This window comes from Geodermatophilus sp. URMC 60 (assembly GCF_053502585.1).
The window spans coordinates 2,537,189-2,552,787 of the sequence record NZ_CP199958.1; the positions used below are offsets into that span (position 1 = coordinate 2,537,189).

At 75.7% G+C, this 15,599-nt stretch carries 12 protein-coding genes; 5 read left to right on the plus strand and 7 right to left on the minus strand.

Annotated features, from left to right (window positions below; genetic code table 11):
- The first annotated feature begins 146 nt into the window (after positions 1-146).
- On the plus strand, positions 147-770 hold the full coding sequence (locus ACWIX3_RS12210) for a hypothetical protein (protein WP_448612332.1): 624 nt from the start codon (positions 147-149) through the stop codon (positions 768-770).
- A 163-nt stretch (positions 771-933) separates the two neighbouring features.
- Here ACWIX3_RS12210 and ACWIX3_RS12215 read toward each other — a convergent pair whose 3' ends face one another.
- From ACWIX3_RS12215 to ACWIX3_RS12225, 3 genes are all read right to left on the minus strand, one after another.
- On the minus strand, positions 934-3,414 hold the full coding sequence (locus ACWIX3_RS12215; RefSeq protein ID WP_448612333.1) for a heavy metal translocating P-type ATPase: 2,481 nt from the start codon (positions 3,412-3,414) through the stop codon (positions 934-936).
- A gap of 236 nt (positions 3,415-3,650) precedes the next feature.
- Positions 3,651-6,269 (minus strand): PEP/pyruvate-binding domain-containing protein, encoded by a 2,619-nt coding sequence (locus ACWIX3_RS12220; protein ID WP_448612334.1) that lies wholly within the window; start codon positions 6,267-6,269, stop codon positions 3,651-3,653.
- A 263-nt stretch (positions 6,270-6,532) separates the two neighbouring features.
- The gene (locus ACWIX3_RS12225; protein ID WP_448612335.1) at positions 6,533-8,134 is read right to left on the minus strand and encodes a flavodoxin domain-containing protein; all 1,602 of its coding nucleotides are present in this window, start codon (positions 8,132-8,134) and stop codon (positions 6,533-6,535) included.
- A 129-nt stretch (positions 8,135-8,263) separates the two neighbouring features.
- Between ACWIX3_RS12225 and ACWIX3_RS12230 the strand changes: the two genes are divergently transcribed.
- The 3 genes from ACWIX3_RS12230 (at position 8,264) to ACWIX3_RS12240 (ending at position 11,498) form a co-directional block, all read left to right on the plus strand.
- Positions 8,264-8,530 (plus strand): hypothetical protein, encoded by a 267-nt coding sequence (locus ACWIX3_RS12230; protein WP_448612336.1) that lies wholly within the window; start codon positions 8,264-8,266, stop codon positions 8,528-8,530.
- 240 nt (positions 8,531-8,770) lie between these two features.
- Entirely contained in the window at positions 8,771-10,339 is a 1,569-nt protein-coding gene (locus ACWIX3_RS12235; RefSeq protein WP_448612337.1) for a DUF4389 domain-containing protein, read from the plus strand.
- Between the two features lie 487 nt (positions 10,340-10,826).
- Entirely contained in the window at positions 10,827-11,498 is a 672-nt protein-coding gene (locus ACWIX3_RS12240; RefSeq protein WP_448612338.1) for a response regulator, read from the plus strand.
- A 13-nt stretch (positions 11,499-11,511) separates the two neighbouring features.
- On the opposite strand, the gene ACWIX3_RS12245 is transcribed toward ACWIX3_RS12240, so the two are convergent.
- From ACWIX3_RS12245 to ACWIX3_RS12260, 4 genes are all read right to left on the minus strand, one after another.
- Positions 11,512-13,245, minus strand: coding sequence for a GAF domain-containing protein (locus tag ACWIX3_RS12245; RefSeq protein WP_448612339.1), 1,734 nt, complete (start codon positions 13,243-13,245; stop codon positions 11,512-11,514).
- Between the two features lie 109 nt (positions 13,246-13,354).
- Positions 13,355-13,777, minus strand: coding sequence for a pyridoxamine 5'-phosphate oxidase family protein (locus ACWIX3_RS12250; RefSeq protein WP_448612340.1), 423 nt, complete (start codon positions 13,775-13,777; stop codon positions 13,355-13,357).
- A 20-nt stretch (positions 13,778-13,797) separates the two neighbouring features.
- Entirely contained in the window at positions 13,798-14,148 is a 351-nt protein-coding gene (locus ACWIX3_RS12255; RefSeq protein ID WP_448612341.1) for a universal stress protein, read from the minus strand.
- A gap of 10 nt (positions 14,149-14,158) precedes the next feature.
- The gene (locus tag ACWIX3_RS12260; protein ID WP_448612342.1) at positions 14,159-14,827 is read right to left on the minus strand and encodes a CBS domain-containing protein; all 669 of its coding nucleotides are present in this window, start codon (positions 14,825-14,827) and stop codon (positions 14,159-14,161) included.
- 225 nt (positions 14,828-15,052) lie between these two features.
- On the opposite strand from ACWIX3_RS12260, the gene ACWIX3_RS12265 reads away from it, so the two are divergent.
- Complete coding sequence (locus ACWIX3_RS12265; RefSeq protein WP_448612343.1) at positions 15,053-15,589, plus strand: universal stress protein; 537 nt, start codon at positions 15,053-15,055, stop codon at positions 15,587-15,589.
- Positions 15,590-15,599 lie beyond the last annotated feature (10 nt).

Genomic DNA, 15,599 nt, shown 5'->3' on the forward strand with positions numbered 1-15,599 from the left:
CGATCCGTGCGTCGCTACGATCGCCCCACCACCGCCGCTCGGCGGAAGGGGCAGCCATGACATCGGCGACCGGCACTCGGGGGGACCGTCAGCTCCTGAGGGAGAGCGGTGCCCTGTTGCTCGGCGGATTCGTCCTCGCGACTGCCGTGACGGTGTTGTTCCATCCGGGCGGGGACGAGGACGTCCACGAGGTGATCTTTACGGAGTACGCCGCGAGCGACTCGTGGGAGTGGGTCCACTTCGCCCAGTTCGTCGGAGTCCTGGCCGCCCTGGGCGGGTTGATCGTCCTGCACCGGGTGCTGCGGTCGCGGGCGCCCGGGTTGTCGGCGTTCGCCGCAGGGCTGACCGTGGCCACGGCCGCGGTCTGGGCGGTACTGCAGGCCGTCGATGGGATCACCCTCAAGCAGGCCGTCGACGCCTGGGTTGCCGCCGACGGGCCCGAAGAGGCCGTCCGGTTCGCCGACGCGGAGATCGTGCGGTGGACCGAGTGGGGCGCGCAGAGCTACTTCCGCCTGCTGCTGGGCGGGGCTCTGCTGCTGTTCGGGGCGGCGATCCTGACCACGCACGTGCTGTCCGCCTGGGTGGGCTGGATCGCCGTGCTGGCCGGGGGCCTCTCGGTGGCGGTCGGGGTGGACATGGGCTACAGCGGCCTGGACAGCGGGATCCAGCGGATCGCCGTACCGGCCTTCCAGGTCGTCATCCTGGTGTTCGGGGTCGGCGTCCTCGTGGCCGCCGACCGCGGACGGGTGGACGAGCCGGCCGTCGGCTGACCACACGCGTCATCGGCGGCCGAGCCGCACCGCACCCCGTGCGTGACGAGGGCCGCGAACAGCAGCAGCACCGCCGTCCGGCCTCGCCCTGCCATGTCCCCACTCCCCTTTCCGAGGCCGCGAGCCCTCCCCGGCGGCCGCCGGGGAGGGCTCGGTGCCGAGCTCAGCGGGACACCGGCTCCGGCTCGGGCGCCACGGCGGTGGTCGCCGCAGGCGTGTCCGGGGCGGGCAGCCGGAGCCGCTTGAGCAGCAGCGCGTTGACCGCGACCAGGAAGCTCGACCCCGACATCGACAGGGCGGCGATCTCCGGCCGCAGGACGAGTCCGAAGGCGGGCTCGAACACGCCGGCGGCGATCGGCAGCGCGATGGCGTTGTAGCCGATGGCCCACGCCAGGTTCTGCCGCATCTTGCGCAGCGTCCCTCGGCCGATGGTCAGGGCGGTGGGGACGTCGAGCGGATCGGAGCGCATGAGGACGACGTCGGCGGTCTCGATGGCGACGTCGGTACCGGCGCCGATGGCGATGCCCAGGTCGGCCTGCGCCAGCGCCGGGGCGTCGTTCACCCCGTCGCCGACCATCGCGACCCGCTTGCCCGCCCGCTGCAGCTCGGCGATCTTCGCGGCCTTGTCGCCGGGGAGGACCTCGGCGATGACGGTGTCGATGCCCAGTTGACCGGCGATCCGCCGAGCGGTGGCCTCGTTGTCGCCGCTGAGCATGACCACCTCGACGCCGGCCTCGTGCAGCGCGGCCACGGCCGCGGCCGAGGTCTCCCGCGGGGCATCGGCCAGCGCGACCACACCGACGGCACGCCGGTCGACCGCGACCAGGACGGCGGTGCGGCCGCTGCTGGCCAGCTCGTCCCGGCGCGCGCCCAACGTGCCGAGGTCGACGCCCTCGTCGGCCATCAGCGTGGCGTTGCCGACCAGGACCCGGCGTCCGGCGACCTCGGCGGACGCCCCGTGACCGGGGACGTTGCGGAAGCCGCCGGCGGCCAGCGCCGGCACGCCGACGGCGTCGGCGTGCCGGGCGACGGCGGCGGCCAGCGGGTGCTCGGACTCCCGCTCCACGGCGGCGGCCAGCGCCAGGACGTCGTCGCGCTCCATCCCGTCGACGACGACGTCGGTGACCTCCGGCTCGCCCTTCGTCAGGGTGCCGGTCTTGTCCATCACCACCGTGTCGATCCGGGCCGAGGACTCCAGCGCGGTGGCGTTCTTGAACAGCACCCCCCGGCGCGCGCCCAGCCCGGTGCCGACCATGATCGCCGTGGGGGTGGCCAGGCCCAGCGCGTCCGGGCAGGTGATCACCACGACGGTGATCGCGAACAGCATAGCCATGGCGAAGGTCGCCCCGGCCAGCAGCCACACGGCCAGGGTGAGGCCGCCGCCGACGAGCGCGACGAGCACCAGCCAGAACGCCGCCCGGTCGGCCAGCCGCTGCCCGGGCGCCTTCGAGTTCTGCGCCTGCTGCACCATCTGGACGATCTGCGCCAGCGCGGTGTCGGCGCCGACTTTCGTCGCCCGCACCCGCAGCGTGCCGGTGGTGTTCACCGAGGCGCCGATCACCGCGTCTCCGCCCGCCTTGTGCACCGGCAGGCTCTCGCCGGTCACCATCGACTCGTCGACCTCGGAGTCGCCGTCCTCGACCACGCCGTCGACGGGGATCTTCGCGCCCGGCCGGACGAGCAGCAGGTCGCCGACCACGACCTCGGCGGTGGGCACCTCCACCGGCTGCCCCTCGCGCAGCACCACCGCGCGCGGCGGTGCGAGCTCCAGCAGGGTGCGGATGGCGTCGTTGGCGCCGCCACGGGCGCGCATCTCGAACCAGTGCCCGAGCAGCACGAAGGCGGTGAGCACGGTGGCGGCCTCGTAGAAGACCTCGCCGCCCCCGGTCAGCGTGATCACCAGGCTGTAGCCCCAGCCCGCGCCGACCGCGACGGCGACCAGCACCATCATGTCCAGCGTCCTCGCGCGCAGCGCCCGCCAGGCGCCGTCGAAGAAGATCCAGGCGCTGTAGCCGATGACCGGCAGCGACAGGAGCAGCGAGAAGACGTCGTCACGCAGCCCGAACGGCGCCGGCGTGGAAAAGCCCAGCACCTCCCGGCCGATCGGCGACCACAGCAGGATCGGGACCGACAGCAGCGCCGCCACCAGGAACCGGTTGCGCATGTCGCGGGCCATGTCGTCCATGGACATGCCGGCGTGGTGGCCGCCGTGGCCCATCGCGTCCTGCGGCGTCATCCCCCCGTGCCCGCGGTGTCCCGCCTCGTGGCCGCCGTGGCCGGCCTCCCCGTGGTGGGCCTCGCCGGCGTCCGCGGCGTCCGCGGCGTCCGCGGCCGGCCGGTGGCCGTCGTGGCCGTGCGGCTCCGTGGCGGGGTCGCACACGTGCTGGGGCACCGACTGCCCGGCGCAGTGGTAGCCGCACTCGCGGACCCACGTGGACAGGTCGGACACCGAGGTCCGTGCCGGGTCGTAGGTGACCGTGGCGGTCTGGTTCACGGGGTTGGACTCGACGCCCAGTACGCCGGGGCGCCGTCCGAGCACCTTCTCGGCGACCGCCTTCTCCGTCGCCCAGTGCGCTCCGGCGACCTCGAGCACGACCGTTCGCTGCTGCATCGACATGACCTGCTCCCCACGGTGTCCGGTCATCCCGGCGACCCGGAGCATATACCCCTGGGGGGTACTAATGCCAGGGCCGTCGCTCGTGGACGCGACGGAGTCGCACACCGTCTCGCGGAGCAGATCAGCGGTGCGGTTCCTCGAGGTCGTGGGGACCGCCGCCCGGAGGCGCTGGGGGAGGAGGTGCACCTGCGCGGGCCGACGGGCCGTCCTCGGAGCGGTCCGTCAGTCCCAGGCCCGTGCCGGTCCGGGAGTTCCTCGAGGGCTCAGGTGCCGTCCACGACGGTGACGGTGCCGGCGCCACCGTCGACCCGCACGCGCTGGCCGGTGCGCAGCCGCCGGGTCGCGTCGGGCACGCTGGCCACGGCGGGGATGCCGTACTCCCGGGCCACGATCGCCCCGTGGGAGACGACGCCGCCGAGCTCCATCACCAGGGCGCCGGCGAGGTGGAACAGCGGCGTCCAGCCGGGATCGGTGCTGGCGGCGACGAGCACCTCACCGGGAGCCAGCGCGGCGCCCACGGGGGAGTCGAGGACCCGCACGACGCCCTCGTGCACCCCTGGTGACACCCCGGTGCCGACGAGGGCGCCGGGCGCTCCCCCCGCGCGTGCGGCCGGTGCGTACACCGTCTCGCCGTCGCTGGTCAGGACCAGCGGGACGGCCCGCCGGCCGAGCTCCCGCTCGTACTCCCGACGCCGGCGGTCGGCGCGTTCGGGCAGGTCCGGCGCCGTGCCCTCCACCCCGGCGCGCAGGTCGGCCGGGTCGAGGAAGAAGACGTCATCGGCGTCGTCGAGACGCCCGGCCGTGACGAGGGCGGCACCGACCCGCTGCAGGAGTTCGCGACCGAGGGCGAGCACCCGCACGAGGTCGAACTTGGGCCGCTCCCGCAGCCCGCCGAGGGCCCGGTACCGGACGAGCACCGCGCGCAGCAGCCGAGCCCGGACCCGGCCGCGGGCGCGGCGCACCGCCGCGACCAGGTCCCGGGAGGCCGCCCCGGCCTGTTCGGCACCCCGTTCCTGCCGGGCGAGCAGCTCGGCGGGGTCGCCGGCGGCGAGGTAGCCGCGGACGAGCTGCACCACGTAGGACGGGTCGTCCCGCAGGCGCGGCAGCCCGAGGTCGATCTCCCGGTCCGGGGCCCGGTGCCCGAAGGTGGCCAGGAACCCGGCCATGCCGGGATCGTCCCGTGACGGCTCGACGCCCGCCTCGCAGCAGGTCCGTGCCAGCCGGGCCAGGGCGGTGCCCATGGCGAGCGTCGGGTCGTGGGGAAGCCAGCGGCGCACCGGCTCGAGCCCGGCCGAGGAGCCCAGCCACCGCTGGCACAGCCAGTCGGCCAGCGCGCCGGCGAGCAGGCCCACGTACACGGGCGGCAGCTGGGCCCAGGCCACGTCGAGGGTGCGCTGCGGCAGGGTCCCGAGGACGAACTCCACCTGTTCCCGCGGCCCGGACAGCGCTGCGGCCTCCCGGTGCAGCCGGGCGACCTGGTCCTCCGCGCGGGCGAGCAGTCTCCGTCGGGCGCGGTCGGGGGCGGCGGCCGCCGCCAGCAGCCCGGGGACCTCACGGCCCACCCACACCGACAAGCCGACCGGGATCGCCGGGCCGCGGGACCCAGTCAGCCGGGTGCCCTCCCGGTCCGACCACTCCCGGAGCGCCGCCGAGGTCGCGGGGTCCTTCAGCGCCATCCGGTCGGCCAGGCGCCGGCCCAGGCGTGGGGAGGCCAGGAGCGGGGTGATGTCGTAGAAGAGGCGTCCGGCCACCAGGGTCACCCACGGCGGGAGCCCGTGCGGCCGGCGGCGGCCGAGGGACCACAGGGACGAGACCGCCGTGGCGAGCCCGGCGAACACGGCGTTGCCTGCCGGGGTCATGGGCTCGCTGATCCCCTGAGCGGCGAGGGTCAGCGGGATGTACACGCGCAACCCCGGTCCCGCCGGTGGGCCGGGGGGCAGGGGGAACAGTGTGGTGATCGGCCGGGACTGCAGGAGCCAGCAGCGCTCACCGATGGTGGCCCACTCCACGTCCTGGGGTCCGCCGGACAGCGTGGCGGCGGCCAGGCCGAGTCCGGCCAGTTCACGCAGGCGCTCGGGGTCCAGCAGGTGCCGGGCGGCGCCGTCGGGTCCGTCCAGGACGGTGCGCGTGCCGGCGTCCAGGACCCACCGCTGCGGGTTCACCCGGCCGCTCACCAGAGCGTCCCCCAGCCCGCGCACGGCCTCGACCACGACGCGGTCGCGGCGCCCGGTCAGCGGGTCGGCGGTGAACAGCACCCCGGCGACGTCCGCGGGCACCATCCGCTGGACGACGACGGCCACGGCGGCCTCGGTGTGCGAGGCCCCCTGGCGGGTGCGGTAGGCCAGGGCCCGCGCCGTCCACAGCGACGACCAGCACTGCCGGACGGCGTCCAGCACCTGCTCGTCGCCGGTGACGTCCAGGACGGTGTCCTGCTGGCCGGCGGAGCTGGCTCCCGGCAGGTCCTCCGTGGTGGCCGAGGAGCGCACGGCCACCGCGCCCCCGCCCAGGCGGCGCCAGGCCGCGACGATGGGGCCCGCGAGGTCCTCGGGCACCGGCGCCGCCTCGAAGGCGGCCCGCAGCCTGGTCGAGGCGGCCGCCGTCCCGTCGACGCCTCGGGTGCCGAGGTCTGCCGTGACCTGTTCGACGAGCGGGGCGAGGCCGGTGGCGACGACGAAGCGCCGGTAGGAGTCCGCCCCGACGACGAACCCGTCCGGCACCGGCAGGCCGGCCTGGCGGAGTCGGGCGAGGCTCGCGCCCTTGCCACCGGCGCGGGCCAGGTCCACCGAGCGCGGGTCGTCCAGCCCGGTGACCACCGGCAGCGACGCACCCGTCGCCCCCGGCGCCGGGGACTGCGTGCGCAGGACCAGGTGCGGTTCGGTCATGACGTCGGCTCCCTGCCGCCCGGCGTTCCGTGACACCCCACCGTGGACGGCGCCCGCGGGGCGTCCACAGGGTCCGAGGTCCATCTCGGTGGATGACCAGGTGCCAGCCGGGGTCCGACGTCCGCCGGCCTCGGGACCGTCGGTCTGCCGGTGGGCGGCACCCCGGGGACAGCCTGGTCGCAACGGGGTGACCGTCCTCCGGCAGACCGAGGAGCAGCCCATGACCGCCACGTCCCGCCCCACCGACGGGCCCGCTCCCGACGTCAGGACCGCCCGGCCGCCCCGGGCGGGCCGCCACCGTCGCGCCGCCGGGCTGCTGCTGTCCGTCGCCGGCGCCGCGTCACCGCGTCGACCGCGGCGTCGGGGAGACCGCACCGGTGAGCGTCGTCGCGATCTCGGTCGCCCAACGTCGAACGGCGTCCCAGTCCCGGAAGTCGCCGACCGGTGCCCGCATCGCCGTCACCACGGCTCGTTCCGGAGCGCTCAGCAGCGTCGGCTCCAGCCGCCCGGGAAACACGCGGTGGCCACGGGGGGGCGAGCAGCGCGGTCAGGGTGGCGGTGTCGTACGGCTCGTCCGGCGGGAACGGCGGCTCCCCGATGGGGCCGCTGGAGAACAACCACAGCGGCCGGGCCCGCAGGACGGCGGCGTGCCGGTGGGCGAGCTCCCGGGCCGGCTCGAGCCAGCTGCCGCCGTAGACCCCGCTGCCGAGGACGACGGCGTCGAACGCGGACGGGTCCGGGCGGTTCTCCGCGTGCAGGGTCGCCGCGGTGAGGCCCCGGTCCCCGGCGGCCTCCTGCAGCCCGCGGGCCAGCGCGTCGGCGATCTCGTGGGTGGACCCGTGCCTGCTCGCCGCCGTCACGAGCACGCGCGGCCGCGCCGGCGTCATCGCCCGCACTCCCGACGCCGTGGTGCGGCCCGGTGTCCTGGGTCGCTGCGACGCGCGCAGGAGCCGGAGGACGTGCTCGGGACGAACAGGGCCGTCCGCGACCCCTCGGCGGGCAGCACGTCCGGCGAGCCGTCCACGGGCGCGACGAGGGGGAGGAAGCGCGATGTCACAGCCACGTCGTCCCCCCGCGGCCGTCGGACACCAGGTGGTGCGCTGACCGGGCCTCTCGCCGTCCTGGCGGCCAGCCCGTCGGTGTCGGGACCGCCTGGGTACGACACGGCTCGGGAGGCCGGGTGCTGTTGCGGACGACGTCGTCGCGGGCCGGCGCGGAGCCGCCACGGGGTCGTCGGCGTGCCCGATCCTCAGCAGCACCTGGGGGTGGGCGTCCCAGGTCAGGGCCGCCCGGAGCTGGGTGCGGGTGAGCGGGACCTCGACGGCCTGCGTGACCGGGCTGGCCACCCACCCGTGCCGGGTCAGCTCGAGCAGCACGTGCTGCAGCGCCTCGCCGCACCGGAGCCAGTCGAGCGGGAGGTCGGTGCGGGTGGCCAGCAGCACCAGCGTGCGCTCGGCGCTGTCACCGGTGTCCGCGGGCAGCCTGCCCTCGCCCCGGGTGTCGAAGTCCCCCTGCGGCAGGTCGTCGCGGGACGGGCCGTCCACGCGGGGGACCGAGCACACCGGCACGCCGTCGCCCTCCTCCGTCGGCCGGGTCGTCCAGTGCCGGATCCCGGCCTGGTAGGCGCGATCGGCGTCCTGCAGCTCGTCGGCCTGCTGGGTCAGCCGGGCGACCAGGCGGCGGTGGTCCTCCCGGGACACGGGCACCAGCACCGTCGCCTCCGCAGCGGCGAGGTCGACGAGCTCGCGGAGCAGGTCGGCCGGGACGGGGTCGCCGCTCAGCGGGCGCCGGTTGGTCCGCCGGAGGGGGATGGCCGCGTCGTACTCGGCGAGGGGGACGTCGGGCGCGCCCTCGACGGCGCGCACCACCGCGAGCAGGTCCGGGTCGCCGGGACGCGGTCCACCGCCACGGCCCACCCGCGCGCCGACAGGGCGACGCGCAGGTTGAACAACGCCGCCCCGACGCTCTGCACCAGCTCGCGGCCGCTGCCGGTCATGGCCGCGCTCTCGGGAGCCGATCTCGTGGTCCTGGTCAAGGACCACGCTGCCAAGAGCTGGTGGCGCAACTTCGGCTCCTCGCCGCAGGAGGTGCAGGTGCTCCTGCGCGGGAGGGACGAGCGCCGTGGTGCACGACGGCTCGTTCCCGGTGACGTCGGCCATGCCGAGGCCTTCGAGGCCTACGTCCGCGAGTTCCCCCGGGTGCGCGTCGACCGGGACGCCCCCGTCGTGCTCCTGTCGGACCGGGGCCGTCGCCCGGGGTGACGGCCGACCGCCGTGCGGGGTGCTGCCGGACTGCCCGAGCCAGGACCGGATCCTGCGGACGGCCGCCACGGTCGCCGTGCCTGGTGCCGCACGCTGCCCGTGGGCGAGGGACCTCCGTCCCGCCGTCCCGTGGACTCATGGCGGTGTCCGGCACCGAGGGAGCCGCCGGAGGCTCGGGACATCCCACCACCGGCCGGCACGACCGCGCGGACGGAGTGGGCGAAGCGGAGGTGGACACCCGTGACCGAGACCCATCCGCCCTACCCGGTGCGGGTCGACGCGTCGCTGGACGCGCCGCTCTCGCGCTGGCTGTGGTTGGTCAAGTGGTTCCTGCTCATCCCGCACTTCGTCGTGCTGGCGTTCCTCTGGATCGCGTTCACCGTGCTCACGGTGGTCGCCTGGTTCGCGATCCTGTTCACCGGGCGCTACCCGCGGGCGCTCTTCGACTTCGACGTCGGGGTGCTCCGCTGGAGCTGGCGGGTGCACTACTACGGGTACGCCGCCCTGGGGACCGACCGGTACCCGCCGTTCACCCTGGCCGACGTGCCGGACTACCCGGCCCGGCTCGACGTCCCGTACCCGGAGCGGCTCTCCCGGGGGCTGGTGCTGGTCAAGTCGTGGTTGCTGGCCATCCCGCACTGGCTGGTGATCGCGGTCTTCGCCGGCGGCGGCCTGTGGATCAGCACGTCGCCCGCGGACGACGTGCGGTGGGACGACAGCTGGGGGGCCGGCGGGCTGGTCGGGCTGCTGGTGCTGGTGGCCGCGATCGTGCTGTTGTTCACCGGCCGGTACCCCACCCCGCTCTACGACTTCGTGCTCGGCATGGACCGGTGGGTGCTGCGGGTCGCGGCCTACGTCGCGCTGATGACCGACCGGTATCCGCCGTTCCGGATGGACATGGGCGGCACCGATCCCGGCACGCGCCCGGTGGGCCCGCACGGTCCGGTGCCGCAGCCCTCGACCGGGACCCCACCGACGGCTGTCCGCGGGCACCCGGGTCGGCAACCGTGGAGCGGCTGGAGGGCGGGCCCGGTGCTCGCCGTGGTCGTCGGCGCGACGCTGCTCCTGGCGGCCACGGGCCCGCTCATCGGCGGCGCCGGGCTGGCGTGGGCCGACACCACCCAGCGCGAGGACGGCTACGTGTGGTCGGAGACCGACGACCTCGCGACCGCCGGGTACGCGCTGACCACCGACGACATCACCCTGGACACCGCGGGGGAGGAGTGGGTGGTCGACGACGTGATCGGCGACGTCCGCGTCGAGGTCACCACGGTCGAGCCCTCGACCGACGTCTTCGTGGGCGTCGCCCGCGCCGCCGACGTCGACCGGTACCTGGCCGGGGTCGGACACGGGCGGGTCGGCGAGCTCGGCCCGGACGGCGGCCTCGGCACCGCCACGGGGATCCGCGGCGGAGCACCGGCGTCCCTCCCCGGGGACGAGGACTTCTGGGTCGCCCAGGTGCAGGGGCCGGGCACCCAGGCGCTGCAGTGGACGCCGTCGGACGGGGACTGGACGGTCGTGGTGATGCGGGCCGACGGCTCGGCCGGCGTGGACGTCGACGCGCGCGCAGGCGTGACCGTGCCCGCGCTCCGCTGGCTGTGGGCCGGGCTGCTCGCCGCCGGCGGGGTGCTGGCCGTCGTCGGGGCACTGCTCGTGGCGCTGGGCGTGCACCGGGCCCGCTCGGAGCCCGCCGGGCCCGTGCACCGGCAGCACGCCCCACCGCCGGGGCTGATCGCACCGCCGCCCTCGCCGCGTCCAGCCCCTGCGGACGCACCGCAGGTCGGCACCGTCCCGGGGAGCGAGCGGTGACCCGCCGCGTCCGGAGGCGGACCCGGCAGCAGGTCGTGCGGGCGGTGGCCTCCGGTCCGCCGCGACGGGGGCGCCGGCCGTCGGCGGGCCGGCCGTCGGGTCCTCCGCCGGGTGAGCTCGGCCGACCTCGCCGTGCAGGCCGTCGACACCGGCGGGACCCTGTCCGCGCGGTTCACCGCGGTGCTCCTGCTCGTGCCCGGCCCCACCCCGGACGACGCGCTCGGCGGGGTGGTGGCCGACCGGCCGGGCGGAGTGCCCCGGTTGCGGCAGCGGCTGGTTCGGGTCCTCGACCTCCCGGTCCTGACCGCTGCTCTGCAGGCCCGGTCCGCCCCGTCCCCGCCCGGCGGGGACGTCCCGGCCCGGGTCCCTGACACAGGACCTCGGTCCCTGCCCCCCGGACCAGGTGCCGCGCCTAGCCTGTCGCGACGGCCTCGCTGCAGCGTGCTGGCGGGGGCGCGGTGCGCTGTCGGGAGGGAGTGGGTGGCCGGTGGCCGAGGGAACCGGGGTGGTCAAGGTCTTCCTGCTGGACGACCACGAGGTCGTCCGCCGGGGGGTGGCCGACGTCCTGCAGAGCGACCCGGGCATCACGGTGGTCGGCGAGGCGAAGAACGCCTCGGAGGCCCTGTCCCGGGTGCCCGCCCTCAAGCCGGACGTCGCGATCCTCGACGTCCGGCTGCCCGACGGGGACGGCGTCTCGGTCTGCCGCGAGCTGCGGTCGAGGATGCCGGAGCTCAAGGTGGTCATGCTGACGAGCTACAGCGACGACGAGGCGCTCTTCGAGGCGATCATGGCCGGCGCCTCGGGCTACCTCCTCAAGCAGATCCTGGGCCAGGACCTGGTCACCGGTGTCCGCACCGTGGTGGCCGGAGGCTCGCTGCTGGACCCCACGGCCGCGACCGCGGTCATGGCGCGACTGCGGCAGGCCGCGGAGCCGGCCGGCCCGCTGGCCGAGCTCAGTCCCCAGGAGCGCACGGTGCTGGAGCTGATCGGCGAGGGGCTGACCAACCGGCAGATCGGCGAGCGGATGTTCCTCGCCGAGAAGACGGTGAAGAACTACGTCTCCCACCTGCTCGCCAAACTGGGCCTGGAGCGCCGCACCCAGGCGGCGGTCCTGGCCACCGAGCTGCGCGGCGGGACGGCGACCACCCGCCAGAGCTGACCCCTGCTCCGGGTCACCTCAGCGGCGCCCACCAGCGCAGCCGGGTGCCGCCCTCGGGCAACGCCGCCACGCTCGCCCCACCGCTGCGCCGGACGGCGCGCTCCTCGAGGTTGCGCAGTCCGCTGCGGGCGGCGCGGGAGTCGATGCCCCGGCCGTCGTCGGTCACCTCGAGCACGACCTCGTCGGTGACGTCGAGGGTGACCGTGACGTGGTCGGCGCCGGAGTGCCGGGCGGCGTTGCTCACCGCCTCCCGGGCCACCGCCTCGACGTCGGCGGCGAGGTCGCCGGTGACCAGGTTGTCCACGGCGCCGGACATGCGCACGGTCGGGTGCAGGTCGGGTCCTGCCGTCTCGGTGACGACGTCGAGCACCCGCCGCCGCAGACTCGTCGACCGGTCGACGTCCTCGGTGCTGTGCAGGTCGAAGATCGTCGTCCGGATGTCGCGGACGGTCTCGTCGAGCTGTCCGACGACCTCGCCGATCCGCCGTCTGGCGTCCGGGTCCTGGATGCGGAGGACGACCGACTGCAGGCTCAGACCAGCGGCGAACACGCGCTGGATGACGTGGTCGTGGAGGTCACGGGCGATCCGGTCGCGGTCCTCGTACACGTCGAGCTGGCGCGCGAACCGCTGACGGGCCGCGAGGTCGAGCGCGGCGGCCGACTGGTCGACGAAGGCGGCGATGAGGGGAGCCGTGGTCCCGTCGAACACGGGGGCCCCGGCGCGTCGGGCGGCGACGACGACGGCGTGCTCGCTGTGCGCAGCCCGGAGGGGCACCGCGATGCAGTGCCCCCAGTCCACGTGGGCGTTGGGTCCCCGGTAGTCGGTGCCCCGCAGGTCGACGGTGACGACGCCGTCGGTTCCCGCCACGGCGTCCAGCACCGGGTTGTCCTCGGTCGTCAGCCGTCGGCCGGTCAGGTCGTCGAGCCCCTCGGCGACCTGCACGCGGACGTCGAAGGTGCCGTCGGCGGGGGAGGGGCCGACCACGATCCACACCCCCTCGGCGCCGGTGAGCTCCTTGACCCGCGTGGCCACCAGTCGCAGCGCGTCGTCGGGCGACGGGGCGTCGAGCAGGCCGGCCCGCACCTCGGAGATCGCGGTCGTCCACCGCCGCCGCTCCTCGGCCTCCTCGTACAACCGGGCGTTGTCGATGGCGATGCCGGCCGCCCCGGCGAGCGCGGTGAGGACAGCCTCGTCCTCGGCGGTGAACTCGCCGTTCTGCTTCTCCGTCAGGTAGAGGTTGCCGAAGACCTCGCCACGGACCAGGACCGGGACGCCGAGGAACGTGTGCATCGGCGGGTGGTGCGGGGGGAAGCCCACGGAGGCCGGGTGCCGGCCGAGGTCGGCGATGCGCAGCGGGTAGGGCTCGGTGATCAGCTGACCGAGCACGCCCTTGCCCTCGGGCAGCGACCCCATCCGGGCGGCCAGGTCGTCGTCGATGCCCACGTGGGTGAAGGCCGCCAGCCCGCCCCCGGGCGCCAGCACGCCCAGTGCCCCGTAGCGTGCCTCGACGAGGTCGGTGGCCGCCTCGACGATGCGCCGCAGGGTCGCCTCGAGGTCCAGCCCGGTCGAGACGGTGAGGAAGGCGTCGAGCAGGTGCTGGACGCGGGCCTGGCTCGCGGCCACGGTCGCCAGGCGTTCCTGGACCTCCTCCAGCAGCTCGCCGAGCCGCATGCCGGCCAGGGGCGAACTCGTGGACGGGGCGTTCGGGCGAGTGGCGTGGTGCCGGGTCGGCATGGTGCGGGTCACCCCCTGCCGCCCGAGGGTGGCACGCAGCCCCGCGCGGTGGAACCGGGTTCGTCCGCGGACGGTGGGACGCCGCTCCCCGGTGTGTCAGAGCGACCCCGGCGGCGTCGCCTCAGCCGGCACGGGTCTCGGTGCGCCACCCGCTCAGCATCCCGATCCGTACCGCCACGTAACGGTGACCGCACGTCGCCCCCGGGGCCGGCCAGGGGAGGGTGTCGAGGACGGCCACCGCGGCCGGGTCGTGGACCGAGCGGGAGGGGCCGACCACGGTGACGCTCCACCCGGTCGGGGTCGAGTCGTCGTAGGAGTCGACGCCGAAGGCGACGACCGCTCCCCAGGCACGGGGCGCGAAGGGGCTGTCCGGCAGGGCCGGGATGACGACCTCGCCGTCGTGCATGCGGTAGGACACGGGCTGGATCGCGGGAAGGGCGTTCCGGGTGAAGGCCAGCCGGCCGATCCGGCCGCCGAGCAGCAGAGCCCGGCACTCGGCGTCGCCGAGCGGCACGACCACCCGGTCCGGGCCGGTGGTGGGCATGGTGGTCCGGCCGCCCGACGTCAGCGGGGGGTCCCGGCGGCGACCGGGACGACCGCGACGGGGCACCCGGGCCGGTGCAGGACGCCGTGGGTCGTCGACCCGAGCCAGTCCCGCGCGCGGCGGTGGTGGTGCCCCACCACCAGGAGCTCAGCGGTCAGCGCCACCGACACCAGCGCCCGTGCGGTCCGCTCCCGCAGCACGACCTCGCGGACGAGCACGTCGGGTTCCCTCTCCCGCCGGCCGGCCACCGCCTCGGCGAGCAGTGGCGCGTGCCGCCGCCGGGCCTCCTCGATCGCGAACGTGAGAGCCGCCCGGCTGCCGTCGGAGCCGCCGACCCCGACGACCACGGGACTGGATCGCAGCGTGGTCATGGTCGGCCCCTCAGGCGTTGGTGGGCTGAGATCGGACCTCGCCCTGGGGCTGCAGGTCCGCAGCGGGGAGGACCCGCACACCCACGACCCCGCCGACCGTCCGGGCGAGCGTGGAGAGCGCCCGCTGCTCGACGTCCGCCGACGGCTCGGGGCGGCCGCGGGTGCGCCGGATGGTGGCCACGCCGTCGCCGACCACGACCTCCCACGCGTCGAGCTCACCGGTGTAGCCCTCCACCAGCCGGAGCAGCTCGTGCCGGATCTCCTCGTCCGGGCGGACCAGTGCCCGCAGCAGGTCTCGACGGCTCACGATGCCGACCAGCCGGCCGCCGTCGACCACCGGCACGCTGCGCAGCCGCTCGTCGACGAAGACCCGCGCGACGTCGGCCACGTCGGCCGCAGGCTCGACGCACCGGACGTCGGACGTCATCACCCCGCGCACCAGGAGGGACAGGGCCCGGTCGTCGGCTCCGTCGTCCCGGCGCAAGTGGAGCCGGGGGTCCGGTGGCATCCGGTCCCGCAGGACGTCGGCCTCGGCCATGATGCCGACGAGCTGGTCGTCCTCGTCGACGACCGGCAGGGCCGCGAAGCCGTGCTCGGCCATGACCTCTGCCGCGTACTTCGCGGGAGTCTCGGGTCCGACGGTGACGACCTCGCGGGTCATGACGTCTCTGGCCTGCACGGTTCCTCCTCCACGGCGGGTTCCTGCGCCGGACGCTAGGAGACGGGCCGGCGGGCCCCCAGGGTCGCCGGGCGCACCTCGGACGGGACCTCCGTCCCTCCTCCTGGGCCGAGGGACCAGCGGCCCTGCCGGGCGGGACGCACGACCCGGGACGGTGCCCGCTGCCGCGTCCAGAGTCGCAGGCGACGACCCGGCGACCCCGCCGGGCAGGACCGAGGAGGACCCATGGACGTCGGTGCGGACCCGGCTCTCCCGTCGGCGGGCGGCACGGTGGTGGTGGGGGTGGACGGTTCCCCCGGTTCACGGGACGCGCTCGGGTACGCCCTGACGGCGGCCGCGCGCCGTGGCGCCGTCCTGGAGCTCGTCGCCAGCTCCGCGGGCGAGCTGTACTGGATGAGCGGCGCCCCGTTCGCCTTCCGGGACCTCGCCGAGATCCGCGGGGACACCGAGAAGCGGGTCCTGGACCTGCTGCACGAGGTGGCCGGACAGCTGGGCATCCCGCTGGACGGCGGCGCGGGCTCCGTGCGGACGCAGGTGGTGGCCACTGTCGACCCGGCCGCCGTCGAGCTGACCCAGCGGTCCGGGGACGCCGCCCTGCTGGTGGTCGGCAGCCGCGGGCGGGGCGGCGTCCGCAGTACCCTGCTCGGCTCGGTGGCCCTGCACTGCGTGGTGCACGCCTCCTGCCCGGTGCTGGTGGTCCGTCCGGAGCCGTCCGGCGTGGTCGTCCCCGAGCAGGCTTCCCGCGTCCCGGCCCGCGTCTGACCCGCCGGCG

What these genes read in the sequence shown, in the direction of transcription:
- ACWIX3_RS12215 (WP_448612333.1), bottom strand. Translation starts at nt 3,414, where the DNA reads ATGACCGGACACCGTGGGGAGCAGGTCATGTCGATGCAGCAGCGAACG.
- ACWIX3_RS12230 (WP_448612336.1), top strand. Translation starts at nt 8,264, where the DNA reads ATGGCCGCGCTCTCGGGAGCCGATCTCGTGGTCCTGGTCAAGGACCAC.
- ACWIX3_RS12265 (WP_448612343.1), top strand. Translation starts at nt 15,053, where the DNA reads ATGGACGTCGGTGCGGACCCGGCTCTCCCGTCGGCGGGCGGCACGGTG.
- ACWIX3_RS12250 (WP_448612340.1), bottom strand. Translation starts at nt 13,777, where the DNA reads ATGCCCACCACCGGCCCGGACCGGGTGGTCGTGCCGCTCGGCGACGCC.
- ACWIX3_RS12255 (WP_448612341.1), bottom strand. Translation starts at nt 14,148, where the DNA reads ATGACCACGCTGCGATCCAGTCCCGTGGTCGTCGGGGTCGGCGGCTCC.
- ACWIX3_RS12220 (WP_448612334.1), bottom strand. Translation starts at nt 6,269, where the DNA reads ATGACCGAACCGCACCTGGTCCTGCGCACGCAGTCCCCGGCGCCGGGG.